General features: G+C 63.2%; 21 protein-coding genes. 9 read left to right on the forward strand and 12 right to left on the reverse strand.

Annotated elements, in window-relative coordinates; translation table 11 throughout:
* Nucleotides 1-11: 11 nt before the first annotated feature.
* The 7 genes from rpiB to lptF all read right to left on the reverse strand — a co-directional run bounded on the left by rpiB (nucleotide 12) and on the right by lptF (nucleotide 8541).
* A complete protein-coding gene (rpiB, locus tag VB618_RS02610) occupies nucleotides 12-461 on the reverse strand; it encodes a ribose 5-phosphate isomerase B (protein WP_329794936.1) in 450 nt (149 codons plus the stop codon).
* Nucleotides 462-587: 126 nt separating this feature from the next.
* A complete protein-coding gene (locus VB618_RS02615) occupies nucleotides 588-1700 on the reverse strand; it encodes a D-alanine--D-alanine ligase family protein (RefSeq protein WP_329794937.1) in 1113 nt (370 codons plus the stop codon).
* A gap of 151 nt (nucleotides 1701-1851) precedes the next feature.
* On the reverse strand, nucleotides 1852-2712 hold the full coding sequence (gene rsmA, locus VB618_RS02620) for a 16S rRNA (adenine(1518)-N(6)/adenine(1519)-N(6))-dimethyltransferase RsmA (protein ID WP_329794938.1): 861 nt from the start codon (nucleotides 2710-2712) through the stop codon (nucleotides 1852-1854).
* Complete coding sequence (gene pdxA / locus VB618_RS02625; RefSeq protein WP_442931617.1) at nucleotides 2709-3710, reverse strand: 4-hydroxythreonine-4-phosphate dehydrogenase PdxA; 1002 nt, start codon at nucleotides 3708-3710, stop codon at nucleotides 2709-2711. The genes rsmA and pdxA overlap by 4 nt, the downstream gene beginning before the upstream one ends.
* A 24-nt stretch (nucleotides 3711-3734) precedes the next feature.
* Complete coding sequence (locus tag VB618_RS02630; protein WP_329794940.1) at nucleotides 3735-6257, reverse strand: LPS-assembly protein LptD; 2523 nt, start codon at nucleotides 6255-6257, stop codon at nucleotides 3735-3737.
* Nucleotides 6258-6292: 35 nt separating this feature from the next.
* Nucleotides 6293-7378 (reverse strand): LPS export ABC transporter permease LptG, encoded by a 1086-nt coding sequence (lptG, locus tag VB618_RS02635; protein WP_329794941.1) that lies wholly within the window; start codon nucleotides 7376-7378, stop codon nucleotides 6293-6295.
* Between the two features lie 2 nt (nucleotides 7379-7380).
* On the reverse strand, nucleotides 7381-8541 hold the full coding sequence (gene lptF, locus VB618_RS02640; protein ID WP_329794942.1) for an LPS export ABC transporter permease LptF: 1161 nt from the start codon (nucleotides 8539-8541) through the stop codon (nucleotides 7381-7383).
* A 214-nt stretch (nucleotides 8542-8755) separates the two neighbouring features.
* Here lptF and VB618_RS02645 point away from each other — a divergent pair, with 214 nt between their 5' ends.
* The 4 genes from VB618_RS02645 (at nucleotide 8756) to VB618_RS02660 (ending at nucleotide 12873) form a co-directional block, all read left to right on the forward strand.
* Complete coding sequence (locus VB618_RS02645; protein ID WP_329795114.1) at nucleotides 8756-10252, forward strand: leucyl aminopeptidase; 1497 nt, start codon at nucleotides 8756-8758, stop codon at nucleotides 10250-10252.
* Nucleotides 10253-10374: 122 nt separating this feature from the next.
* Nucleotides 10375-10827, forward strand: coding sequence for a DNA polymerase III subunit chi (locus VB618_RS02650; protein WP_329794943.1), 453 nt, complete (start codon nucleotides 10375-10377; stop codon nucleotides 10825-10827).
* Between the two features lie 103 nt (nucleotides 10828-10930).
* Nucleotides 10931-12484, forward strand: coding sequence for a S10 family peptidase (locus VB618_RS02655; protein WP_329794944.1), 1554 nt, complete (start codon nucleotides 10931-10933; stop codon nucleotides 12482-12484).
* The gene (locus tag VB618_RS02660) at nucleotides 12484-12873 is read left to right on the forward strand and encodes a hypothetical protein (protein WP_442931619.1); all 390 of its coding nucleotides are present in this window, start codon (nucleotides 12484-12486) and stop codon (nucleotides 12871-12873) included. Before VB618_RS02655 ends, VB618_RS02660 begins: the two co-directional genes overlap by 1 nt.
* A gap of 104 nt (nucleotides 12874-12977) precedes the next feature.
* On the opposite strand, the gene VB618_RS02665 is transcribed toward VB618_RS02660, so the two are convergent.
* The 3 genes from VB618_RS02665 to VB618_RS02675 form a co-directional block, all read right to left on the reverse strand.
* Nucleotides 12978-13646, reverse strand: coding sequence for a calcium-binding protein (locus VB618_RS02665; RefSeq protein WP_329794945.1), 669 nt, complete (start codon nucleotides 13644-13646; stop codon nucleotides 12978-12980).
* 926 nt (nucleotides 13647-14572) lie between these two features.
* The gene (locus VB618_RS02670; protein ID WP_329794946.1) at nucleotides 14573-14710 is read right to left on the reverse strand and encodes a hypothetical protein; all 138 of its coding nucleotides are present in this window, start codon (nucleotides 14708-14710) and stop codon (nucleotides 14573-14575) included.
* Between the two features lie 373 nt (nucleotides 14711-15083).
* Nucleotides 15084-16961 carry an ABC-F family ATP-binding cassette domain-containing protein gene (locus tag VB618_RS02675; protein ID WP_329794947.1) on the reverse strand — a complete coding sequence of 626 codons (1878 nt, stop codon included), beginning with the start codon at nucleotides 16959-16961 and terminating at the stop codon, nucleotides 15084-15086.
* A gap of 204 nt (nucleotides 16962-17165) precedes the next feature.
* Here VB618_RS02675 and VB618_RS02680 point away from each other — a divergent pair, with 204 nt between their 5' ends.
* On the forward strand, nucleotides 17166-17852 hold the full coding sequence (locus VB618_RS02680; protein WP_329794948.1) for a Crp/Fnr family transcriptional regulator: 687 nt from the start codon (nucleotides 17166-17168) through the stop codon (nucleotides 17850-17852).
* Here VB618_RS02680 and VB618_RS02685 read toward each other — a convergent pair.
* Both VB618_RS02685 and VB618_RS02690 read right to left on the reverse strand, forming a co-directional pair.
* On the reverse strand, nucleotides 17849-18763 hold the full coding sequence (locus VB618_RS02685) for a DMT family transporter (RefSeq protein ID WP_329794949.1): 915 nt from the start codon (nucleotides 18761-18763) through the stop codon (nucleotides 17849-17851). The two genes, VB618_RS02680 and VB618_RS02685, sit on opposite strands and share 4 nt — an antisense overlap.
* 59 nt (nucleotides 18764-18822) lie before the next feature.
* Complete coding sequence (locus VB618_RS02690; protein ID WP_329794950.1) at nucleotides 18823-19491, reverse strand: TetR/AcrR family transcriptional regulator; 669 nt, start codon at nucleotides 19489-19491, stop codon at nucleotides 18823-18825.
* 145 nt (nucleotides 19492-19636) lie between these two features.
* Here VB618_RS02690 and VB618_RS02695 point away from each other — a divergent pair, with 145 nt between their 5' ends.
* The 4 genes from VB618_RS02695 to VB618_RS02710 all read left to right on the forward strand — a co-directional run bounded on the left by VB618_RS02695 (nucleotide 19637) and on the right by VB618_RS02710 (nucleotide 24711).
* Complete coding sequence (locus tag VB618_RS02695; protein ID WP_329794951.1) at nucleotides 19637-20824, forward strand: HlyD family secretion protein; 1188 nt, start codon at nucleotides 19637-19639, stop codon at nucleotides 20822-20824.
* Nucleotides 20825-20830: 6 nt separating this feature from the next.
* Nucleotides 20831-22426 carry a DHA2 family efflux MFS transporter permease subunit gene (locus VB618_RS02700; protein WP_329794952.1) on the forward strand — a complete coding sequence of 532 codons (1596 nt, stop codon included), beginning with the start codon at nucleotides 20831-20833 and terminating at the stop codon, nucleotides 22424-22426.
* A gap of 207 nt (nucleotides 22427-22633) precedes the next feature.
* The gene (locus VB618_RS02705) at nucleotides 22634-23803 is read left to right on the forward strand and encodes an ABC transporter ATP-binding protein (RefSeq protein ID WP_329794953.1); all 1170 of its coding nucleotides are present in this window, start codon (nucleotides 22634-22636) and stop codon (nucleotides 23801-23803) included.
* 2 nt (nucleotides 23804-23805) lie between these two features.
* Entirely contained in the window at nucleotides 23806-24711 is a 906-nt protein-coding gene (locus VB618_RS02710; RefSeq protein WP_442931621.1) for an ABC transporter permease, read from the forward strand.
* The last annotated feature ends 1 nt before the right edge of the window (nucleotide 24712 follow it).

Here is a 24712-nt window from a genome sequence, read left to right on the forward strand (position 1 = left end):
GACGAACGGCGCTACCCCTCCAGCGCCTCAATCATCTCCACCCGCGTCGCATGCCGGTCGCCCTCGAACTGGGCGGTCAGGAACGCATCCACGATATCGAGCGCCAGCCCTTCGCCCACTACGCGCGCGCCAATCGACAGCATGTTGGCATCGTTGTGCTGGCGGATCATGCGGGCTGAGAATGTGTCGCTGCAGACGCCGCAACGGATGCCCTTTACCTTGTTCGCCGCCATCATGATGCCCTGGCCGGTGCCGCATAGGACGATGCCAAACCGGCAATCGCCGGAGGCGACGATCCGCGCCGCCGCTTCGCCGTGCTTAGGATAAGGTGTGCTCTCGGGCGTTGTCGGCCCGATGTCGACCACCACCCAGCCATGCGCCGCGATATGAGCGGCAATGGCCTGTCGGAGTTGAATGGCGGCGTGGTCGCTGGAGAGGACGATGCGGTTGCTGGCTGTCATGGAGAAGTCGTCCCGTTTCCCGAGGCAATTTGGCAGCTTGGCCGAGTTGCACCAGATGCTTTTTACTTCAGAGCCGCTGACCATGACCCAGATTAAACCGGAGGTGCTCTAGATCGACGCTTCCGGTCAGGCGAGCGCCAGCTGGTTCCGGCGCTCATGACGGGCGATGGCATGCCCGATCAGCACTTCCATCAGTTCGCTTTGTGGCAGGCCTCCTGCCTCCCAGAGCTTCGGATACATGCTGATCGCGGTGAAGCCCGGCAGGGTATTCACCTCGTTGACGAACAGGCTGTCCTCGTTTGTCGGATCGACGAAGAAGTCGACGCGGGCCAAGCCTTCGCAGCCCAAAACCTTGAAGGTTTCAACCGCAAGCTCCTGGATACGCTGCGCTCTACCGGCAGGGAGTTCGGCCGGGATGCGCAGAAGGGCGCCGTCCGCATCGATGTACTTGGCATCATAGCTGTAGAATCCGTGGCTGCCGGCAGGCACGATCTCGCCAAGCGGGGAGGCCTTGATCTCACCCGCGGCATTCTCCAGCACCGAACACTCGATCTCGCGCGCTCCCGTGACACTGCGCTCCACCAGCAGCTTGCCGTCATAGCGAAAGGCGCGCTCGCAGGCGTGATTGAATTCTTCCTCTGACGAGGCGCGGGAGATGCCCACCGACGAGCCCATATTGGCGGGCTTCACGAACAGATCGGGCGTGCCGAGCGCCTCCACGGCCCTCCGGTAGTCGACGCGGGTGCGAGGCGTCAGTGTCAGGAAGGGAACGACAGGCAGGCCGCTGTCGCGCAACAACCTTTTGGCCACGTCCTTGTCCATGCCGGCGGCGGAGCCCAACACGCCGGAACCCACATAGGGAATATTGGCGAGTTCGAGGAAACCCTGGACGGTTCCGTCCTCGCCGTTCGGTCCGTGAAGCACGGGCACGATTGCATCGAGACGAAGCGTGGTGGAGCCTGCATCGCCATTCAGGACGATCATCTCGCCCGCACCGCCCGGAAGCAGAGCCACCTGAGGCGATCCCTCGGGGATCTCCAGGGATTTTGCCCCCCGTCCACCGCCATTGCCGCTGTCGCAGAGGAGCCGGCGCCCGTCCCGTCCGATACCGATGGGGATGATGTCGTAGCGGTCCGGATCGAGGGCGCGTAGGACATTGGCGGCCGAGAGCTTGGACACCTCGTGCTCCGCAGAGCGCCCACCGAACAGAAGCCCGATCCTCTTGCGCGGCTGCGACATGCCCGCTTACTCCTCTCGCGGCTGTATAGAGGCCGCTTACCTGAACCGATCATGGAAGAGGCGCGGTTAAGGTCCTGTGAAAGACCCGCTCTGCCCCGTGGAGGGGCTGCATATAGGCCGCATCAAAGACGAGGCCAGCCCCTGGATCGTCTTAAGCCCGCGAGCCGCGCGTGGCGTCCAGGGCATTGGCCAGCGCCACATAGCCCTCGACCGGGATGTTCTCGGCCCGTGTCGTCTCTTCAAGCCCGGCCGCCTGGATGATCTCGGACGGATCCGGCGCGATGGATTTCAGGCTCTGGCGCAGCATCTTGCGGCGCTGCCCGAAGGCAGCCCGCGTGACCGCCTCCAGGGTTTCGAGGCGACAGGGCAGAGGGTTCGCCCGCGGCGTCAGGTGGACGACGCTTGAGGTGATCTTCGGCGGCGGCACGAAGGCGGAGGGCGGCACGTCGAAGAGGATGCGCGATTCCGCGCGCCAGCCGCAGAGGACGCCCAGGCGGCCGTAGTTCTTCGGGTCGCTCTCGTCGGCCACGATGCGCTCGGCGACCTCGCGCTGGAACATGAGGGTGAGCGAAGTCCACCAAGGCGGCCAGGGCTCACCGGTGAGCCATCCGGTCAGGAGGGCCGTGCCGACATTGTAGGGCAGGTTGGAAATGATCCGGACAACACCTTCTCCGATCAGCGGGCGCGGATCGAATTGCAAGGCGTCGGCCTCGACCACCTCCAGGCGGCCCGGATATCGCTCGGCGATCTCGGCAAGCGCCGGCAGGCAGCGGGTGTCGCGCTCGATGGCGATGACTCTTTTAGCGCCAGCCGCAAGGATCGCTCGGGTCAGTCCGCCGGGGCCGGGACCGACCTCGATGATGGTGGCCTCCTCGAGCGGCCCGGCGGAGCGGGCGATGCGGCTCGTCAGATTGAGGTCGAACAGGAAGTTCTGGCCCAGCGACTTCCTGGCCATGAGACCATGAGTCCGGACCACCTCGCGCAAAGGGGGAAGGTCGTCGATCTGGCTCATGACGCCCCCAGACGGGCGGCGAGCTTGATGGCCGCGATGAGGCTGTCGGGCCGGGCGATGCCCTTACCTGCGATGTCGAAGGCCGTGCCGTGATCCGGGGAGGTGCGCACGAAGGGAAGCCCGAGAGTCACGTTGACCGCCTCATCGAAAGCTATGGTCTTGATCGGGATCAGAGCCTGGTCGTGATACATGGCAAGGGCCGCATCATAGCGGCTGCGGGCACGGGCATGGAACATGGTGTCCGCTGGCAGCGGGCCCGCTGCCTCGATGCCCTCGGCGCGCAGGATATCGACGGCCGGGACGATGATGCTGACGTCCTCCATTCCCATCGCTCCGTTCTCGCCTGCGTGAGGGTTGAGGCCCGCGAGCGCCAGCCTCGGATTTGCGATACCGAACCGCTCCCGCAATTCCCGGGCCACGATGCGTCCGGTCTTCACGATCAGATCCGTAGTAAGGGCAGAGGGCACGTCCGCAAGGGAGATGTGCACGGTCACGGGCACCACCGCCAGTTCCTCGCTCCAGAGCATCATCACGGGATGATAGGTCTCATCCCGGCCTTGGGATGCCAGAGCGGCGAGAAACTCCGTGTGGCCCGGATGCCGGAACCCGGCCTGATAGAGGACGTGCTTGGCGATGGGGTTGGTGACGAGCGCCGAAGCTGCCCCCTTCTGGACCAGCCGTACGGCCATCTCGATGGATTCGATCACCGATGCCGCAGCGCCTGCATCAGGCTGGCCCGGTTGTGCGGAGACCGGAACGCTCAAGGGGAGAACCGGGAGAGCCTGCGGGAAAGTGTCCGGGATCTGCGCCGTTTCGACGACCATGATCGGAACGTCCCAGCCTTGGCTCTGTGCAACGCGCTCAAGGAATGCGGGGTCGCTCAAGACTGCGAAAGGGGGCAGGGTCCGTTCTTCCCGCAGCATCCAGGCCCTCAGGGCCAGTTCCGGCCCGATCCCGGCAGGGTCACCCTGCGTCAGCAGGAGTGAGGGCTGGTTCAAGGCTGGCACCGGTGTCTTTCACCGTCACTCATCGTCGGAACCGCTGAGTCTCTGCGTATAGCCCACCTCGCCGAGGGAGCGGAGCTCAAGACTGAAGGCGATCGTGTGGTTCTGCTCCTTCTCGCCCGAGGTCAGAGTGATGTCGCGCGGGGTAATGCTGTAGCTCACTGCGAAGGTCGTGCACTCGTCCATATAGCCCAGACCTAGGGACATGCCGGCAACATAAGCGACGTTCTCACGTTGGGAAATCGCTGCTCCCGGAACGGCTATCGGGATAGCACCTTGGCGCGCCACCAAGTAGCGATCCAGGTCGAGGAGGATCGAGCCCGTGACGTACCAATTCGGCGTCATGTCCCAGCGGGCGGAGGCCAGCAGACCTTCGCGGCGGGTCGGGAAGCCGATGGCCGGCTGAGCCTCGTAACGGGCATAGGTCAGCGAGGTCGAAACCGGCAGATAGGGATTGAAGTTTGCCCGGATGCCGGCCTCGAACCGGTTCAGGTTCAAATCTTCCTGATCGAAGCGTCCGCGCGTCACGAACGCAAAGTTGCTGTTTGGCGAGATCTGGAAACGGCCGACATAATCGGATGCCCGGGAGTCGAGGCCCGAATCCAAGCCTACATTGGCGAGGTCACCCTGCCGGAACGAGTTGCGCCCCGCGATCTGATAGGATTGGCCGAACAGCATGTTGGCATAGAAGTTGTCCGCGCCGGTGACCGTGTACTGCAGGCCGACATTGGCGCGCACGCCGCCCTCGACGCGGTCGTAGCCGGAGAACTTGTCCCAGTCGAAGAGCGACGTGTCGTCGAACACGAGGCTCTGGGCATCCTCGTTGGGAAGGTTGCCAATCCGGGTCTCGTTCGGGCGGGCGACGATCTGGGCGATGGGCTCCAGGATCTGCTGGCCCGAGGTGCCGAGGCTGGCGATGAAGGGGTAGCGGTATTCGAGACCGACCGCCGGGGTGGCGCGGAAGAGATAGTCGTCATCCCCGTCAATGAAGTTCTCGAGCTTCTGGTTCTGGTAGCCGTTGAAGTCGGGAGCGACCCAGAAATTGTCGGCCCGCAGATAGGCGAACGGGGTCCAGACCTGGCCGATGGGGTCGATGAACTCACGTCGCCAAGATGCCGTAACGGAAGCTCTAGACGTCGAGCCGCTGATGCCGCGAACGAGGCATGAACTCGGATCGAACACGGTGCAGGTCCGCGCAATGCCGAAGTAGGTCGTGTTGGCGTTAGACAGCGGGTCGAACTGTGCAGCCTCGCGGGACAGGCTGGTGACGTTCACATCGAGGGCGAACTCGCCGCCGATGGTCGGAGGCGTAAAGCGCTTGTTGTAGTCGATCACCGGAGCCACGACCGGCTGTTGCTTCTGCCAATCGTAGGTGGAGAGGGTCTGGAAATAGTAGCCCCGCGCATCGAATAATGAGCGATCTCCCTGACCCTGGAGATAGAGGGTCGAGATCGATTCCTTGACGTAATAGTTGCTCAGGCTCTCGCTGCGGATGCGGTAGTTCGTGAGGAACCACTTGTCGGAAACAAGGGCGATGTCCCAGCCCCAGCGCCAGTTCTGGTTGATGAAGAATTCGCCCGAAGACTCCAGGGAGCCACGGAAGTCGCGATCTCCGGCTCCGTACGGAGAGGGGAGAAAGGCCTCCGGATCCAGCTGGTTGATACCGGCCGCGCGGATGCTGTAGGCGCCGGTCTCCAGGCGGTGGCGCCACTCGACCTGCCCGAGGAGGCCCTGCCTGCTCAGGATGGTCGGGCTGATCGTCAGGTCGTAGTTAGGGGCGATGGCCCAGAAGAACGGGATCGAGCCACCGTAGCCCAGGGTGTTCGAGTAGACGTAGCGCGGCGCCAGGAAGCCCGTCTTGCGCTTGACGGTCGGGTCGGGCGTCCAGAAATAGGGCAGGTAGGCGACCGGGATGCCGAGAAACTCAAGGGTGGCATCCTCGTAATAGATCGTCCGCTCGCTGTTGTTGTGGATGATCTTCGCCGCCTTCACCTGCCAGAGCGGGGGGCGTTCCGGGTTGTCCTTGCAGGGTTCGCAGGCCGTGTAGGTGCCGCGCTCGAAGGTCGTGGTCTCGCCTTCCGCGCGCTCGGCCCGTGGGGCGGAGAAACGGGTCGTCAGGGGACGGCCCTGCTCGACGGTGGTCTGAACGACCCTTAAGGAATCGATGAAGCCGTTCTTGAAGTCGTCGGTGAGCTCGAAACGGTCGCCTGTTGCGACGGTGCCGTTGGCATCCGTCAGGCGGGCATTGCCCTCGGCGAAGACGCGGCCGGTGTTCCGGTCGTAGGTGACCCGGTCGGCCTGGAGCGTCCGGCCCTGGTAGTTCATCTGCACATCGCCGGAGGCCGCAATCGTGTTCCGGTCGTTGTCGTAGACGATTTCCCTGGCGTCGACGAGGAGGCGATCCTCCCCGGATCCCGATTGGGCACGGGCGCCGATGGCCTCGTTGAGCGTGGCTTGAGCAAGCGCAGGCATTGACCCAGCGGCATATACCAGTGCCGCTGCGACCGCAGACGTTGCGATCGTTGTCTTAAGCCGCCGCATCCCCACTCCTTCGCAATACTTCTTATCGAGAACGGTCAGCCGTCCTCTTGGTACAATAAGGCTAAGGTCCCTAAAAGACTGCCTACTACAGCAGGAAACCAAGCCGCAACCAGGGAACTGATGATTCCGGAGGCTCCAAGCTCCGCCATAAGCTCAGTGGCGACATAAAGCATGAACCCGGCTGCGACGCCACCCAGAACCATCATGGCTACACCGCCAAATCGAAAGAATCTTAACGAGACGGATGCGGCCACAAAGACCATGGCTATGAAGAGCAGAGGGCGGGCCAGAAGCAGGTCGTAATGAAGCTGATAGGTGGTGGCGTTGATATCCGCCTGCTCCATCCGGCTGATCGTTTCCTTCAGGTTCCAGAACGGAACTGCATCGGGGTCAATGAAGCTCTGTCGAACCTCCGAGGGCTGCAGGCTCGAGGCGATCAGGTAACGATCGTGGGATTGAGGCTCCTCGGTGGCGGACAGAATCCTGGCTTCCTTCAGCTCCCAGAAACCCTCGTGCAGGCTCGCTTCGCGGGCCTCGACCCGATGGTTGAAGACGCCATCGTGGTCGAAAGCATAAACCGTGACGTCATAGAGGGTCGCAGCGTTCGTCGCCGAGCCGTTCGCCCGGAAAATGGCTTGCCCGTCCTGGCTTCGCTGACGAAGCCAGATCGGTTTGTCCCGGGTTTGGATATTCCTGGAGAAGATGCTCGTTTCCAGGGTGGAGGCGCGCTGCTTGAGAATGGCGGAAAGGGGATTGTAGACGGTGACGGAGAGCACGCCGATCAGCAACGCGATCAGGAGCCCTGGCTGAAGGAACTGCCAGGCGGAGATTCCCGCCGCCCGGGCCACCACCAGTTCGAGCTTGCGGCTGAGCTGCAGGAGAGCCGCCATGCTGCCGAACAGCACCGCAAAGGGCATCACCTGCTCGGCAATGGCCGGGGTGCGGAACAGGGCGAGCTGGGCGATCACGGCCGCCGTTGCACCCGGCGCATCACCGGCACGCCGCATCAGTTCCACGAAGTCCAGGGTATAAACGAGGGTGAAGACCGTCGCGAAGACCAGGAAGATGGTCTTGAGGAACTGCCGCGAGAAGTAGAAGCCAAGGGTCCGGCCGATCAGCATGGTCAGGCCTTCTGGATCGCGGGAGAGCGTGCCGGTAGCAGATTGCTGAGCGCTCTCAGGAACTTGGTCTGGGCTGACCGCATGGCCGGCCCCTGCAGGATCAGCAGAAGACTGATGAAGATGCTCGCTAGCGGCACGGCATAGATCGCGACCACCGCAGCGGGAGTCCGGGCGACGCCGCTCGATGCGGCAAAACCAAGGATTCGCATCAGCACGATCGCCACGACGGCGCTGGCAATTGCCAAACCGCGGCCCTGTCGGGTCGTGCGGGGCTCGCCGAGAGCCGCGAAGGCGATCATCATCATGGCGAGCGGATAGAGCCAGGAGGACAGGCGCTCATGCAGTTCGGCCCGGAAGCGCCCTGACTGTTCCTGGTAGATGGGTTCGCTCTTGTCAGGGAACAGGAGCTGCATGGTGCTTCGCTCCCGCGGCTTGTAGACGACCTCTCCGCCCTCCTTGTTGAAGGCCGACAGATCGACCGCATAGCGCTCGAAGGCGACAATGGAGGAATCGCGGCTGTTCGGCTCCTTACGCTGAACGCTGCCCTTTTGGAGAACCAGATAGGCCGTTCCATTCTGCTCGACGGTCTGGCCGCGTTCGGCCAGATACACGATGGCTTTGTTCTTCTCCCTGAGGTCTTCCATGAAGATCCCGAGCAGGGAATCCCCCTGGCGTTCCCGGTAATGGAAGGTGATGCCGTTCTCCAGGCTGATGAACTGGCCCTCCTTGGCCATGGTACCCACGAAGTCGGCCCGGATCTTCGTGAACAGCTGGCGCATCTCCTGGAAGCTCGCGGGCATGATGTGGATCGAGATGATGCCGACGGCCAGGCACACGAACGCCGCCAGCGCCAGGAAGGGGCGCAGCAGCCGCCCCGGAGGCATGCCCCCGGCGCTCATGACGATCAGTTCGGAATCCCCGTTCAGCTTGTTCAGCGTATAGATGGTGGCGAGGAACAGAGCGACCGGCGCAATGACGCTGATCAAGGCCGGCAGGGACAAGCCCGTCACCGTCAGGAAGATCAGGAGGGTCTGGCCCTTGCCGGTCAGCAGGTCGAGCTCGCGCAGAGCCTGCGTGATCCAGATCACACCTGTCAGGGCAACCAGGCAGGCGGCGAAGGCGCTGAATGTGATTTTCAGGATGTAGCGTTCGAGAAGTGTCATAAGGCCCTTCGCCCCCGGGCGGTTGCGCCCTGGGTATCGTGTCACACGGTCTCAGGCAAGACGGGCGTTTTCAACAGCCTTAGATTGCGCCGATTTCACGGCAGCTTCCCCGTTCCCGAGCGTGCAATATGATATATGTCCCAACCGTCACTATCGCGCATCAGCGTCGCAGCCGGCCCTAAGACCGGACATGCACCAGAACAAAGAGGATTTCATGGCCGACAGCTTCAAGATCGACTTCCAGGCCCACGGGAAAGTTGAATCCGGCGATCTCATCGTCTTCGTTGGAGAGAATCTCAAGCCCTCCGCCGCCGTGGCCAAGCAGCTCGGGCCGAAGGCTGTCGATCTGATCGCTAAGGCGGCCGCAGCGGAGAGCTTCAAGGGCAAGGCGAAATCGGCCATGTCGATCGTGGTTCCCTCGGGCCTGTCCGTAGACCGCCTGATCGTGATCGGCACCGGCGGCGAAAAGGACCGCAATGACGTGGACTTCGTCCAGCTCGGTGGCCTGCTTGCCGGTAAGGTGAACGGCAAGCTCGCGACTGTGGTCCTGGACCTGCCTGAGATCGGAATTACCCCTGAGGCGGTGGCCGATATCGCAATCGGCGCTCAGCTGCGCCGCTACAGCTTCGACCGTTACAAGACCAAGAAGAAGGACGGGGACGAAGCCAAGAGCGGCGGACGGTTGGTCTTCAGCGTTGCGGACCCCGCAGCGGTGAAAAAGGCTTACAAGGCCCGGGAGGGCATCCAGCAGGGCGTCATCATCGCCCGCGACCTCGTCAACGAGCCGCCGAACGTACTCGGGCCTCAGGAATTTGCCGCCCGCGCGCAGGCTCTGACCAAGCTTGGCGTCGAGGTGGAGATTCTCGACGACAAGGCCATGAAGAAGCTCGGCATGGGAGCGCTGCTCGGCGTGGCGCAGGGCTCGGTGCGGGGCGGCCGGGTCGCGATCATGCGCTGGAACGGGGCTAAGGCCAACGACAAGCCCATCGCCTTTGTGGGCAAGGGCGTCGTTTTTGACACCGGCGGCATCTCGATCAAGCCGGGCGCCGGCATGGAGGACATGAAGGGCGACATGGCGGGCGCAGCCTGCGTGGTCGGGCTCATCCATGCCCTGGCGAGCCGCAAGGCCAGGGCCAATGTGGTCGGTGCCATCGGCCTCGTGGAGAACATGCCCGACGGTAATGCCCAGCGCCCCGGCGACATCGTCACCACCATGTCGGGCCAGACCATCGAGATCATCAACACGGACGCCGAAGGCCGCCTCGTGCTGGCCGATGTGCTCTGGTACGTGCAGGATCGCTTCAAGCCCAAGTTCATGATCGACCTCGCGACCCTCACGGGTGCGATCATGGTGGCGCTCGCGCAGGAATATGCCGGCTTGTTCTCGAACAACGACGAACTGGCCGAGCGCCTGACCGTTGCCGGCAAGGCGACCGGTGAGCGGGTCTGGCGCATGCCCCTGGGACCCGAGTTCGACAAGATGATCGATTCCAAGTTCGCCGACATGAAGAACTCGGCCGGGCGCTTCGGCGGGTCGAGCACGGCGGCGGCGCTTCTACAGCGCTTCGTCAACAACGTGCCCTGGGCCCATCTCGACATCGCCGGCACAGCCATGGGCTCGCCCGCGACGGAGATCAACAAGGGTTGGAGTTCCGGCTGGGGCGTGCGCATCCTCGACCGCCTCGTGCGCGATCATTATGAGACCCGGTGATCCTATGAAGCGTTATCCCGGGGCTGCGCAGCAGAACCCGGGATCGTTCGACGCGAATGGTGCTTGATCCTGACGACGATCCCGGATCTTCGCTTCGCTCCGTCCGGGATGACAGGGGTATTATGACCGAGGTCCTTTTCTACCATCTCCAGCACCAGCCGCTTGAGTCCGTGCTGCCCACGCTCCTGCAGAAATCCCTGGAGCGTGGGTGGCGCGCAGTCGTGCAGGTGACGACCGAGGAGCGCATGTCCGCCCTCGACGATCACCTGTGGACCTTCACCGACGAGAGCTTCCTGCCGCATGGCACGGACCGCGAGGCCCATGCGGCCGATCAACCGATCCTGATCACCCTCTCGGGGACCAATCCCAACGGTGCCTCCATCCGCTTCCTGGTGGAGGGCGCCGACCTGCCGGACGACATGACCGCCTACCAGCGCCTGGCGATCCTGTTTGACGGAAACGACATCCAGGCGCTGGCCTTCGCCCGCGATCAGTGGCGGGCGGTGAAGGAGGGCGGCCACGATGCAACCTATTGGCAGCAGGACGAGAGCGGCCGCTGGCAGCGGAAGGCGTGAGGAGGTTCCAGAGTCGGGCGCCGGAACACGAACTCTTCATCACCCCGGCGCTTGCCACCGGGGGCGGGGTCTCCAGTTTCAGGGCGTCCACAAGGATCTTCCGATGACCCGAAAGCTGCGCCTTCCTCTCTATGCCGCCCTGTTTCTGTCGCTCGCTGTGCCCCTTGGGGCTGGAGCCCAAGAGCAGGCGCCACAAGGGCAGCAGCAGGAGCAGCGCCGACCCCGGCCCGAGGCCAGGGATTCGCAGGCACTGCCGCCGGAATCGGTCACGCGGCATACGCTTCAACTCCCTGGTCAGACCCTGTCGTTTACCGCAACGGCCGGGCATCTGACGCTGGCCGATCCGCAGGGCGCGCCGCAGGCGGAGATCGGGTTCGTGGCGTACACGCGGGACGATTCGAACGCAGTGACTCGGCCGGTGACCTTCGTGGTAAACGGCGGCCCGGGCGCATCCTCGGCCTATCTGCACCTTCTCGCCATCGGACCGTGGCTCCTGCCCCTCGATGGCCCGACGATCAGCCCCTCGGCTCCTCCGGCGCTGGTGCCCAATGCCGAGACCTGGCTCGACTTCACAGACATCGTCTTCATCGATCCGCCGGGAACCGGCTACAGCCGCGTGGTCGGCGGTGATCCTGTGCGGGAGCGGTTCTACTCCGTTCAGGGTGATATCGACGGGCTCGCCGCCTTCGTCATGCGCTGGCTCAAGGAGAAGAACCGGCTCATGTCGCCGAAATTCTTTACCGGCGAAAGCTATGGCGGCTTTAGAGGTCCGTTGCTGGCCCAGAAGCTCCAGAGCGATCAGGGCGTTGGCTTCAGCGGACTGGTTCTCGTCTCCCCGGTTTTTGATTTCGACTGGCTCGACCAGGGTGCCGGCGCACCCTGGACCAGTGCAGGGCTCCTGCCGTCGCTTGCGGCGGCGAACCTGTCGCGGAACGGATCTGTTTCGCGCGAGGCGTTGAAGGGCGCGGAGGCCTATGCGTCCGGCGAGTATCTGGTCGACCTCATGCGTGGGCTCCAGGACAAGGAGGCGGTCGAGCGCGTCAGCCGGCGCGTCGCCGAACTGAGCGGGCTCAGCCCCGAAGTCTCGCGGCGCCTGGCAGGGCGCATCGATATGCGTGCTGCTCAAAGGGAATTGCGGCGTGGCTCGTCCGAGATCGTCAGCGCCTATGACACCAATGTGGCCATCGCCGACCCGAACCCGAATGCCCAGGTCTCCCGATTCGAGGATCCGGTTCTCGACGGCATGACCGCGCCCTTGTCGAGCGCGATCATCCATCACCTGACCCATACTTTGAATTACAAGGCGGAGGGACGCTACAGCCTGCTCAACGGATCCGTCAACGGCGCATGGCGCTGGGGCAACGGACGCAACGGCCCCGAAAACTTGGAAGAGCTGCGGCAGGCTTTGTCGCTCGACGGCAAACTCCGCGTGCTCGTCACTCACGGCTTCACTGATCTTGTGACGCCATACTTCACCTCCCAGCTGCTGTTGAACCAGCTGCCCGACCTCGGCCCCCAGAGCCGTGTGGGGCTGACGGTTTACGAAGGCGGCCACATGTTCTATTCGCGGCAGGCGTCACGGCAGGCCTTCAAGGCCGATGTGCAGAGGCTCTTCGACGAGGCCCTGCAGGCGAGGGCGGCCGACAACAAGGATTGATGGGAATGAGTGTGAAAGTTCTGTCCAGCGTCGTCCTCGTGGCGCTGGTTCTCTCCGCGTGCAACAGCACGCGCAGTCAGGCGCCGTCTGCGGCGGTGCCCGTGGCCGCCGCACCTGCGCCTTCGGCTGCGTTGGGTCCTGTGATCGACGGCCCCGTCCTTGGGCCCGATGGCCGTTGCACTGGCGCGTCTGCGGGAACGGCTGCCGCCATCGAGCCCGGCATCACCGAATGCGATCTCGTGCGCCTGAAGGGCAAGCCCGCCACCGACGTGCTCGTGGGTGAGAGCGGCAAAGGGCAGCGCGAAGTGCAGGTGCTCTATTCCGAGCCCGGCGGTCGCGAGTTGTATTTCTTCGTGAACAACAGGCTCGACCGGGTGGTGAAGCCTTAAAGATCATGCCTATGCTCTGAGCCTTTCCGGGTCAGCGTCTTCGAGTCTCCAAATGAAAATGGCCGCAACAAGTGCGGCCATTTTCGTTGATGCGAAACTTGGTCTCAGATGATGTAATCGTACCTCATGTCGGATGCGAAACCGGCGCTCTTGAGCACGATGCCCGTATCGAAATAGCCGTCCGCATTGAGGTCGGAGATCAGGAAGCCCTTGTCCGTCTTAGGGTTGTACAGGAACACGTGCCTGACATTGGTGTCACCGTACAGGAAGTCGGCATCCGAAGCGGCTGTTGCGATGGAGGCTGCGTCCGTCTTGACCTCACGGTAATTGCTCCTGGTACCCTTGATCGTCATGTCGATGAAGTCGAAGGAACGGTTCCAGTCCGTGATCGTGTCGGCCGTGCTGGAGGTTACGCCCGAGTCGCCCTTCTTGAAGAGGAACTCGTCTTCTCCTGCGCCGCCGGCCAGCGTGTCGCGCCCGGTTCCGCCGGACAGAAGATCTTCACCGAAGCCGCCGGAGAGATAGTCGAGACCGGATCCGCCATAGAGGTCGTCCCATCCATCACCGCCGTAAAGATCGTCATGGCCGGCGCCGCCGATCAGATAATCGTCCCCGAAGCCGCCATCGATCGTATCGTGGTCCCAGCCGCCAAAGATGTCGTCGTGCCCATCCCAGCCGTAGATCAGATTATTGCCGTCATAGCCGTAGATGGTATCTGAGCTATCGAAGCCTTCAATCGTTTCGTCGAAATCATCCCCGTAGATGGCCGCCATCGTTGTCTCCGCAGTCTTCTGTTGCCGGGCTGCTCATTGCGAGACCCGTCGAAGGTATCAGGCCCAAGTAGTGCCACAGGGCGGTTAACCACTCGTGACTGCATCATCGGACAGGACGGCTGAATGGTGGCAAGGCGTCCTGTTCATCGGGCGTATAACCGCCGGCTCGATCGCGAACTGAAATCATGATGAACGATTGGTAAAAATCGGGCCAGGGCGCGAATAGGTTCTCGCCGTCCTGTAAAGGGTAGTGGGAGTTCCATTAGCAAAGAGGCTGGCGCTCAAGACCTGAGCGCCAGCCTCCTCTATTTCCCTCATTCATGAATTGGCTGTCCGCCTACGGATCAATAAACTTCGTAGGATCGGTAAGGGCGCTCGTATCCGTCGTCATAATAGTCTCTCGGACCACGATCATACTCGCGGAAGGACCTGCGATACCCGTCGTCGTATTGTCTGGATCGCTCCTCGTACCGTCTCGGGCCTCTATCATTTCCACGGGCGATGTAGGCGCAGCGCTTTGCAACACCAGGAGCGGGATCGCCGAACGCTCTGTTGGAGCAGGGGATGCCGCCCTCCCGAACGAAAACCTCGACGCCTCGACCGGGAATGCCGTAGATCACACGGGTCGGATAAGGAACGCGACAGAACCCGTTCTCCCGTGCGCAAGGCACCAACTCTTGTGCCTGTGCTTCCGAAGATATGCCGAACATGGCGCCACTCATGAGCACTGCTGTGGCCAAAACTGCACGAAACATGGTCCGTTCTCCATTCCAGGTGTACCGATGTACGCCTCTCATGATGAACGCAGCAATAATGGCGCGTGTTCACGACCTGGAGATGCAGCGACGAGCCCTAAGGTGCCTCAGGGCACTCTATGATTTTTTAAGATCGTCCGCTGAGGAATGCGTTTGGGGCAAGGCGGCCGCTTACCGCCACACGCTCGGGAACGGCGCCAGGGGTTCGTCGTCATTGGCGTTTGCGACTGGCTGCGGCTTGATCATCACCAGCGGCAGAATGGCGTGGGAGAACAGTTTCGTGGTGCAGTAAGTTAGGATTTGAGCCATCGAAGCCTCCATCGAGGACAGCCGGAAGCTAACCCCACATGGAACGGCCCGATGTGCTCCCCCGCACCCTGCCTACGAGGCCGCCTGACGTGTCAGATCGGCAGGGTGCCCCCGATGCAGACGAAGCCTCCATCTGGATTGAGTCTGAGCCGTGTTGTCATTCACGGCCGACGCCGATCCGATCATCAGATGGGCCATCGGCATGAGGCCTCCCGTAAAGGCCCTGTCGGTGCAGGCGGAAATCAGGATTCTCATGGTCAGCCTCCCCCGTAAGGCGAGGATCAGCTTACGATCATGTTTCAATTTTGGGTGCGCTCCGAGGAGGTAGCTCCGCTGCTCTACGGGAGTAGGAGCGGGCAGGCACCTGCCTGTTCTAGGCGCCCGCCTCCTCGATCTCGCTGCTCAGTGCCAACCACTCCTCCTCGACCGTCTCCAGGGTGGATGCGGCCTCCGCGCGCATTCTGGACAGCTCGGATGCCTTTGCCGGATCCTTCTGGAAAGCAGTTCCGTCGCCTAGGACGGCATCGACCTTGCCGATGACGTCCGTGAGTTTGGCCATCCGGCTCTCAAGAGCTTCCAGCTTCTTGCGCAGGGGGGCGAGGGCAGCACGGCGCTCGGCAGCGGCCCGGCGCTCGTCGACCTTGGAGGCTGTGGAGGCCTGGGGTCTATCGGGGCGCTTCTGCGGATCGAGCTCTCCCGAGAGAACGAGCTGGCGGTAATCGTCCATGTCGCCATCGAAGGGCTTCACGCTGCCGTTGCCGACGATCCAGAGACGGTCGGCGCAGGCCTCGATCAGGAAGCGGTCGTGGCTGACCAGGATTACCGCGCCGGTATAATCATTGATCGCCTCCATCAGGGCGGTGCGGCTATCGATGTCGAGGTGGTTCGTCGGCTCGTCGAGGATGAGCAGGTGAGGGCCGTTGAAGGCGGCAAGCCCCATGAGCAGGCGCGCCTTCTCGCCGCCCGACAGAGCCGAGACCGGCGTATCGGCCTTCGCGCCAGGAAAGCCGATCTGCGCCGTGCGGGCGCGAATCCTGGCGACGGGCGTGTCGGGCATGCGCTCGGCCACATGGTCGTACGCGGTCGCCTTCGGGTTCAATTCATCGAGCTGGTGCTGGGCAAAGTAGGCGACATCCATCCGGGTGGGTGTGCGCATCTCGCCCTTCATGGGTGCGAGCTTGCCGCCGATGAGCTTGCAGAAGGTGGACTTGCCGTTGCCGTTGGAGCCGAGCAGGGCGATCCGGTCGTCAGGGGAGATCGTGAGATTCAGGCGGTCGAGGACGATGCGCTCGCCATAGCCGACGGCACCGCTCTCCACCGTGATCAGCGGCGGGGCGGCGGGGCGTTCAGGTCCCGGCAGGTTGAAGGGCAGCACGTCGTCTTCCACGATGGTCGTGATCGCCTCCATCTTCTCCAGCCGCTTCACGCGCGACTGCGCCTGACGGGCCTTGGAGGCCTTGGCCTTGAAGCGGTCCACGAAAGCCTGCAGGTGCTTGCGCTCGGCCTCCTGCTTGGCCGCTGCCTTTGCCGTGAGCTCGCGCTTTTCCGCATATTGCTTGGCGAACGACGTATAGCCGCCGCGATAGATCGCGAGCTTGCCCCGGTCGAGGTGGAGGATGTGGTTGACGCAGGTGTCGAGCAGCTCGCGGTCGTGGCTGATGATCAGCACCGTGTGCGGATAGCGCCCGAGATAGTCGTAGAGCCAGAGCGTGCCTTCGAGATCGAGATAGTTGGTCGGCTCGTCGAGGAGCAGCAGGTCGGGCTCGGTGAAGAGCACGGCGGCCAATGCCACCCGCATGCGCCAGCCGCCGGAGAAGTCCGCGCAGGGCCGGTTCTGGGCCTCCGCGTCGAAGCCGAGCCCGTGGAGAATGGCGGCCGCGCGGGCAGGGGCCGAATGGGCGCCGATATCGGTAAGCCGCGTCTCGATCTCGGCCCGGCGCAGGCCGTCGGCCGTCTCCGCCTCGGCGAGGAGGGCGGCGCGCTCCTTGTCGGCAGCCAGCACCACCTCGATCAAGGTCTCGGGGCCGCCGGGCGCCTCCTGGGACACAGCGCCGATCTTCATGCCGCGGGGCAGGGTGACGGTGCCGCTCTCGGTGGTGAGCTCACCCTGGATGATCTTGAACAGGGTGGTCTTGCCCGCACCGTTGCGCCCGACGAGCCCCACCTTCGCACCGTCAGGCAGGTTGAAGGAGGCGTGGTCGAGGATCAGCCGGTTGCCGATGCGATAGGTCAGGTCGTTGACGTGGAGCATGCCGCCTTTTGGCTCGGGAAGGCCGCGCTGGCAAGGTGTTTGGGCGGCTTCACCGCTCTGCCGCTGCCTCGAACAAGGCCTGTGCGATAGCCGGAATCGCCAGTGACAGGATACTGAAGGCTTGACAAAGGGATACGGCATCTCTTCCGTACCGAAAGTACGGGATCTATGGTATAGCCAAGATATCGTGCAGGGAGGACACCGATGGGTCGGCTCACTGGGATCAAGTTATTCAAGGGGCTGGAGATCGACCTTGCGCCTTTCGAGTCGCGGGCCAATTGGCGTCGTTTCGACCCTGAAGAAGTTGTCGTCGACTTCGACGAGCCCTCGACGGATGTGTATTTCCTTCTATCCGGAGAGGTGCGGGTCCTGATGCGCACGGCCTCCGGCAAGGAGGTCATCCTCCACGAGATGAGGCCCGGCGACCTGTTCGGCGAACTGGCCGCTCTCGACGGCGTTCCGCGCTCGGCCAATGTTACGGCGTTGACCCGGGGCGAAGCCTGCGTGATGCCGGCCTCCGTCTTCAAGGAGATGCTCTTCTCCCATCAATCCGTGTCCGAGCGCCTGTTCTGCCTCATGGCCTCGCGCATCCGCGAGCTGAATGCCCGCTTCATGGAGCAGACGGTGCTCGACCTGCGGCACCGGCTCTATTCGGAACTCCTGCGGCTGTCGACCCCGCGAACGGACAAGTCCGGAGAGCGGGTGATCACGCCGCCGCCCTTCCACCATATCGTGGCCGCCCGCATCGGCTGCCGCCGCGAGCAGATCACCCGTGAGTTCACGATGCTGTCCCAGGAGGGCCTGATCGAGCGCACGCGTGGCGCCCTGATCCTGCGCCAGCCTGACGTGCTCAAGGAGCGGGTAGCCGAGGCCTTCCGGACCGACCATTAAGCCGAAACCGCTGCACGCTTGCCCTCGGTGAGGGCGAGCGCCGTGGCGGAGAGCATCACGGCCATACCTACGGCTTCAGGCCAGCCGAAGGCCTCGTTGGCGAAGGCGACGCCGACGGCGACCGCCACGACGGGGCTGACGAACGAGTACAGCCCGGCCCGGAAGGCGCCCCAGTCGCGCACCAGCCAAAGATAAATCGAAAATCCTCCAAGCGAGCCGCCGAGGACCAGGATGATCAGCCCCAGGATCGCGCGCCCGTCCGTGAGCCCGACGAAGTAGGCAGGATCATACCCTTCCACCAGGAGCGATACTGGGACGAGACCGAGCGCCCCGATGCTCGTCTCCCAGAAGGCGAGAGTGATCGGGTGCATCGCCTGCATCAGCGGGCGGCTGACCACCGCTCCCCAGGCATAGCTCAGAGTTGCGACCGCCACCGCGGCAAGGCCGAGCAGGGCGCCATCCTGCGCCGTGCCTGTCCGTCCGGAGAAGAGCATCACGAGACCGAGGATGCCAAGGGCAATGGCGCCGAGCCTGCGGGGGGTAATCCGCTCCTGTCCATAGAGCGCGCCAACGAGGATCAGGAAGATCGGCATGAGGGAGAGATTGACGATGGACGATAGGCCTGTCGGTGCCCTGGCGACGCCCCAGAACAGCAGGCTGTAGCAGCCGGTCGTGATGAGAAGCGACGCGACGATGACACGCCAGGGCTCCTTCATCCTCAACGGCAGACCCCTGACGAGAATGAAGGCCAGATAGCAGAGGCCCGCCAGCAGGAAGCGGATCATCGCCAGGAAGATCGGCGGCACGGCCTCGGAGGCGATCTTCATCGGCAGCCAGGTCAGGCCCCAGATCAGCGCCATCGCGGCAAAGGCCGCCATATGTCCTGCTCCGCCGCCCTCGCTCTTCTCCATTGCCCACTCCCAGCCAACCGCGGGGTCAGACTAGAGAAGGGCAGGGCAGTGGGAAAGCTTTATGGCTTCGGGGCGTCCGGCCCATAGGCTGCAAAGAACACCCGCAGGGCATTCTCCACGTTCTTCTGAATCTGGGCTTCGCTTGGTGGCTCGCCGACGGAAAAGAGCAGGCGGCGCAGCATGCCGGAAACGCAAAGGTCGAGGAAGTGCTGGGCTGCAACCTCGGTGTCTTCGATGGAGAGTCTTCCTGCCTCTACTTGCCGGTCGAAATAACCCTTGAGCCGGGCGATGCCCTGGGTGGGGCCTGCCTCATAGAAGGCTTGGCCCAGGCGCGGGAACTTCTCCGCCGCACCCATGACCATCCGGATCGACGAGATATGCTCGGGCTTGCCCATGCGGCGCAGGTAGCTGACGCCGAGCGTTCTCAGAACGCCGCGAACGTCGGGATCCTCAGGGTCGAGCTTGAACAGTACCTCGGCCAAGCCCTGTTTCTCTTCCGTGGTCAGGGCCTCGAACAGGCTCTCCTTGCTGTCGAAGTAGACATAGAGCGTGCCTTTCGAGACGCCGGCAACCTTGGCGATTTCGCCCATGCTGGCACCGTCGAAGCCTTGGGCAAGGAAGACTTTGCGAGCCCCTTCCAGGATCTGACGGCGCTTGGCGCTCTCGGTGCTTTCCTCCGCGGTGGGGGAAATGTTCCGGTCCAGGGTCTCGTCATGCACAGCGCTCATAGCTTCCAGAACTTCCTTTTCGTCTATTGACCGAACGGTTCGGTCAACTCATATATGGCAGGCAAACAACAGAGATCAAGGCCTTGTCGGACAGGCTGCATTGCTCGGTCCGGGCGAATTCTAGCAGGTCTTGCAGAGGTTTAAGATGGCTTATCGGGAAGAGTTCGACCAAGGCGCGAAGAGCGGCCCCGAAGATGCTGTGGACGCGCCGACGCTCCAAGCAGGGCAGGACGCTCTGAAGGCGGCTGCACCTGAGGCCAAGAAGAAGGGTTTCGGCAAGAAACCCCTGATCCTGGCTGTCTTGGCCGGAGCGCTCGCCTTCGGCGGCTACGAGGGCCACGAATGGTGGACGAACGGCCGCTTCATGGTCTCGACCGAGGACGCCTATGTGCAGGCCGACATTACGATCCTGTCGGCCAAGGTCTCCGGCTATGTGCAGTCCGTTGCCGTCACCAGCAACCAGAGCGTCAAGGCGGGCGACCTGATCGCCAAGATCGACGACGGCGATTACCGCTTCGCTCTCCAATCGGCCAGGGACAAGCTCGCTACGCAGCAGAGCGCCGTCACGCGCATCGGCCGCCAGATCGAGGCCGGCCGTGCCTCCGTGGCGCAGGCTCAGGCGCAAATCGCCGCGGCAAAGGCGGAGGCCGAGCGCGCCGAGAGCGACTATGCCCGCCAGCAGCAGCTCGCCCGATCCGACTTCACCAGCCGGGCTGCGCTCGAGAACGCCAAGGCCGCCCGCGACCGTGCCCAGGCCAATGTGCAGAGCGCCGAAGCCGCGCTTGCCGCTGCCAAGTCGAATGTCGATGTTCTCGCCGCGCAGCAGAACGAGGCCCAGCGTGTTGCGGCCGAGCAGCAGACGTCCGTCGAGAAGGCGGAGCGCGACCTCACCTTCACGGAGATCCGCGCGCCGGTCGATGGCGTCATCGGCAACAAGGCGATGGAGATCGGCACCTATGTGCAGCCTGGCGCTCGGCTCGCAGCCCTCGTGCCCCTGACGAGCGTGCATGTGGACGCCAACTTCAAGGAAACGCAGCTTGCATCCCTGAAGGTCGGCCAGAAGGTCCATATCGAGGTCGATGCGTTCCCGGACGCCGATGTCATCGGAACGGTGGAGAGCGTTTCGCCGGCCTCGGGCGCCGTGTTCAGCCTGCTGCCGCCGGAAAACGCCACCGGCAACTTCACCAAGATCGTTCAGCGCGTGCCCGTGCGCGTCTCCGTCAATCCGGAGATCGTCCAGCAGGGCATCCTGCGTCCCGGCCTGTCCGTGGTGGTCGATGTGGATACGCGCACATCGGCCGACACTGAGAAGACCGCCAGCCTCAAAGAGTAAGGAACCATGGCCGCATCGGCTGCCATCTCGAACAAGCCGCAAGGCTCCATGCCGGCTGCGAAAGCGGTGCCCGTGAGCGGGCGCCGGACCTTTGCGTTCTTCTGCATGGTCTTCGGCATGTTCATGGCGATCCTGGACATTCAGATCGTCTCCGCGTCGCTGGCGGAAATCCAGGCGGGCCTCTCCGCGTCGTCGGAGGAAATCTCCTGGGTGCAGACGAGCTACCTAATCGCCGAGGTGATCATGATCCCGCTGTCGGGAACGCTCTCGCGCGTGCTCTCCACGCGCTGGATGTTCGTGATCGCCTCGGGTGGCTTCACGTTCATGAGCTTCATGTGCGCGACGGCCACTACCATCGATCAGATGATCGTCTATCGCGCGCTGCAGGGCTTCATCGGCGGCGGTATGATCCCGACCGTTTTCGCCTCAGCCTTCACGATCTTCCCGCCGGAAAAGCGGCCCGTGATCTCGCCGATCATCGGCCTCGTGGCGACGCTCGCGCCCACCATCGGGCCGACGCTGGGCGGCTATCTCACGGATCTGTTCTCGTGGCACTGGCTGTTCCTGATCAACATCGTGCCGGGCATCCTCGTCACGATCTCTACCTATCTGCTGGTCGACTTCGACGAGCCTGATTTGAGCCTCTTCAAGTCCTTCGACTGGGCGGGCCTCGGCTTCATGGCGGCTTTTCTCGGCAGCCTGGAATACGTGCTGGAGGAGGGGCCCCTGAACGACTGGTTCCAGGACGAACTGGTGCTGATCCTCACCATCGTCTGCGTGGTCGGTGGCCTCGGATTCTTCTACCGGGCTTTCACGGCCAAACAGCCGATTGTCGACCTGCGCGCGTTCGCCGACCGCAACTTCCTCGCAGGCTCGTCCTTCAGCTTCGTCATGGGTATCGGGCTCTACGGCCTGACCTATCTCTATCCGGTCTATCTGGGCAGCGTGCGGGGCTATTCGTCCCTGCAGATCGGCGAGACCATGTTCGTGTCGGGCGCCACCATGTTCCTGATGGCCCCGGTGGCGGGCATCCTGTCCCGCAAGATGGACCCCCGGATCATGATGGGGATCGGTTTTGCCGCCTTTGCCTTCGGTACATGGATGATGAGCAGCCTGACCAAGGACTGGGATTTCTGGGAGCTTTTCGTGCCACAGATTTTCCGCGGCGTAGGGCTCATGATCTGCATGGTGCCGATCAACAACATCGCGCTCGGCACCCTGCCGCCGGACCGGATCAAGAATGCCTCGGGTCTCTACAACCTCACCCGCAATCTGGGTGGAGCTGTTGGCTTGGCGGTCATCAACACGACGTTGAACGACCGCCTGGACCTGCACCTTCAGCGGTTGCGCGAGAGCGTGAACTGGGGCCGTTCGACGGCCGTCGAGACGATGAACGCCATGACGATGAAGTTTCAGTCCCTAGGCACCGACGCCGGCACAGCTGCGATCAAGACCCTGTCCAACATGGTCCACCGCGAGGCGATGGTCATGTCCTTCGCGGATGTGTTCCTCATGCTGACGATCCTGTTCTTGGGACTGATCCTCGCCCTGCCATTCATCGAGAAACCCAGGGCGGCTCCCGCCGGGGCCAGCGGCCATTGAGTTGACCTCCAAAACTCAGCCCGGCTTTATGCCGGGCTTTTCTTGTTTGGTGGTTTTCAGCCTCTGCGGTCGAACGAAGCGGCATCGCCCTTGTTCCTGCACCCGGTCCGAAGGGTGGGGACGTAGGGCTTTTAAGCTGTTGTTCTTGCAGCCCAAACGTCATAGTTTGCGCGCTGGTTTTTCTCAGACAGGTGAAGTTCAAGCATCTTGCCTCCTCCATCCCGTCAATCCGCCTCCGTCGGCGCCGTGCGCCGCTCCTTCGCCCCCTGGGCGAACCCCGATGCCAAACCGCTCATCCGCTTCGAGAACGTCACGAAGCGTTTCGGGGACTCCACAGCGGTCGATCATCTCTCCCTGGACATCTTCGAAGGCGAGTTTTTCTGCCTGCTGGGCCCCTCCGGCTGCGGCAAGACGACACTCATGCGCATGCTGGCCGGCTTCGAGACGCCGAGTGAGGGCACGATTACCTTAGGGAGCCAGAACCTGGCCGGCGTGCCGCCCTATCGTCGGCCCGTGAACATGATGTTCCAGTCCTATGCACTCTTCCCGCATATGAGCGTGGAGAAGAACATCGCCTTCGGGCTCAAGCAGGACGGGATGTCGAAGGATCAGATCGCGGATCGCGTCGGCGAGATGCTGCGCCTCGTCCAACTCGAGAAACTCGCCCGGCGCTACCCGAGCCAGCTCTCCGGCGGCCAGCGCCAGCGCGTGGCGCTCGCCCGGGCTCTCGCCAAGAAGCCGAAGGTGCTCCTCCTCGACGAGCCGCTGGGCGCCCTCGACAAGAAGCTGCGCGAGGAAACCCAGTTCGAGCTGATGGACATCCAGCACGACCTCCACATGACCTTCGTGGTCGTCACCCACGATCAGGAAGAGGCCATGACCATGGCCGACCGGATCGCCGTCATGGATCACGGCCGGATCGTGCAGGTAGCCACGCCGGGCGAGATCTACGAGCAGCCCAAGACCCGCTTCATCGCCGAGTTCGTCGGCGACGTGAACATCATCGAGGGCCATGTGCAGGGCCAGGAGAACGGCCTCTGGCGCGTGAAGACGCCGTCGGCCGAGGTGCCGCTCACCATCGACGATCCCGACGAGGTGCTGCATTCCGGCCAAGCCGTGGCGATTGCCGTGCGGCCCGAGAAGATGGTGATCCAGCGCGACCCGCCGGGTCCCGGCGCCATCAACGTGCTCACCGGCGAGGTGTGGGATATCGGCTATCTCGGCGACTGGACAGTCTATCGAGTGAAGCTCGCCACGGGCGAGATCGTGCGCGTGACCCGCGCCAACGCCTCCCGCTTTGTCCAAAACCCCATCGAGTGGGACGAGCAGGTCTATGTCACCTTCGCGCCGGATGCGGCAGTGATCCTGGCCGAATAGCCATGATGGAGCGCACCCTCACGCGGCGCCTCACCGCAGGTCTCGTGCCCGCATTGCCTTATCTCTGGCTCGGCGTGCTCTTCCTCGTGCCGTTCCTGATCGTTCTCAAGATCAGCCTCTCTGACCCGGCGGTAGCCCAGCCACCGTATAAGCCCGTCTTCGAATGGAGCGACATTGCCGGTTTCTTTAGCGCGCTTGATTTTGAGAACTTCGCGCTGCTGACTGAGGACGATCTTTATTTTCGGGCGACGCTTTCGTCGGTGCGCATCGCCGCCGTCTCGACATTGCTGCTGCTGCTCGTGGGCTTTCCCATCGCCTATGGCATGGCGCGCGCACCGGAGCGCTATCGGACGCTCCTGGTCGCGGCGATCATCCTGCCGTTCTGGACGAGCTTTCTCATCCGCATCTATGCCTGGGTGGCGATCCTCAAGCCCGAAGGGCTGCTGACGCAGGCCCTCATGGGGATCGGCCTGATCTCGGAGCCGCTCGACATCCTGAACACCGAGACGGCGGTCTATATCGGCATCGTTTATGCCTATCTGCCCTTCATGGTGCTGCCGCTTTACGCGACGCTGGAAAAGATGGACGACACGCTGCTCGAGGCGGCGCTGGATCTCGGCTCGACGCCTTGGCGCTCGTTCTGGACCATCACTGTGCCGCTCGCCATGCCGGGCATCGTTGCAGGCTCGCTCCTGTGTTTCATCCCGGCGGTGGGCGAGTTCGTCATTCCCGATCTGCTCGGCGGCTCGGAGACCCTGATGATCGGCCGGCAGCTGTGGAGCGAGTTCTTCTCGAACCGCGACTGGCCGCTGGCCTCCGCGGTCGCCATCCTGCTTCTGATCGTTCTTGTCGTGCCCATCGTGATCTATCGCGATGTCGAGGCGCGGCGCGTGGAGGCCCGGCCATGAG

This window comes from Microvirga sp. CF3062 (genome assembly GCF_036314045.1).
Lineage (GTDB): Bacteria > Pseudomonadota > Alphaproteobacteria > Rhizobiales > Beijerinckiaceae > Microvirga.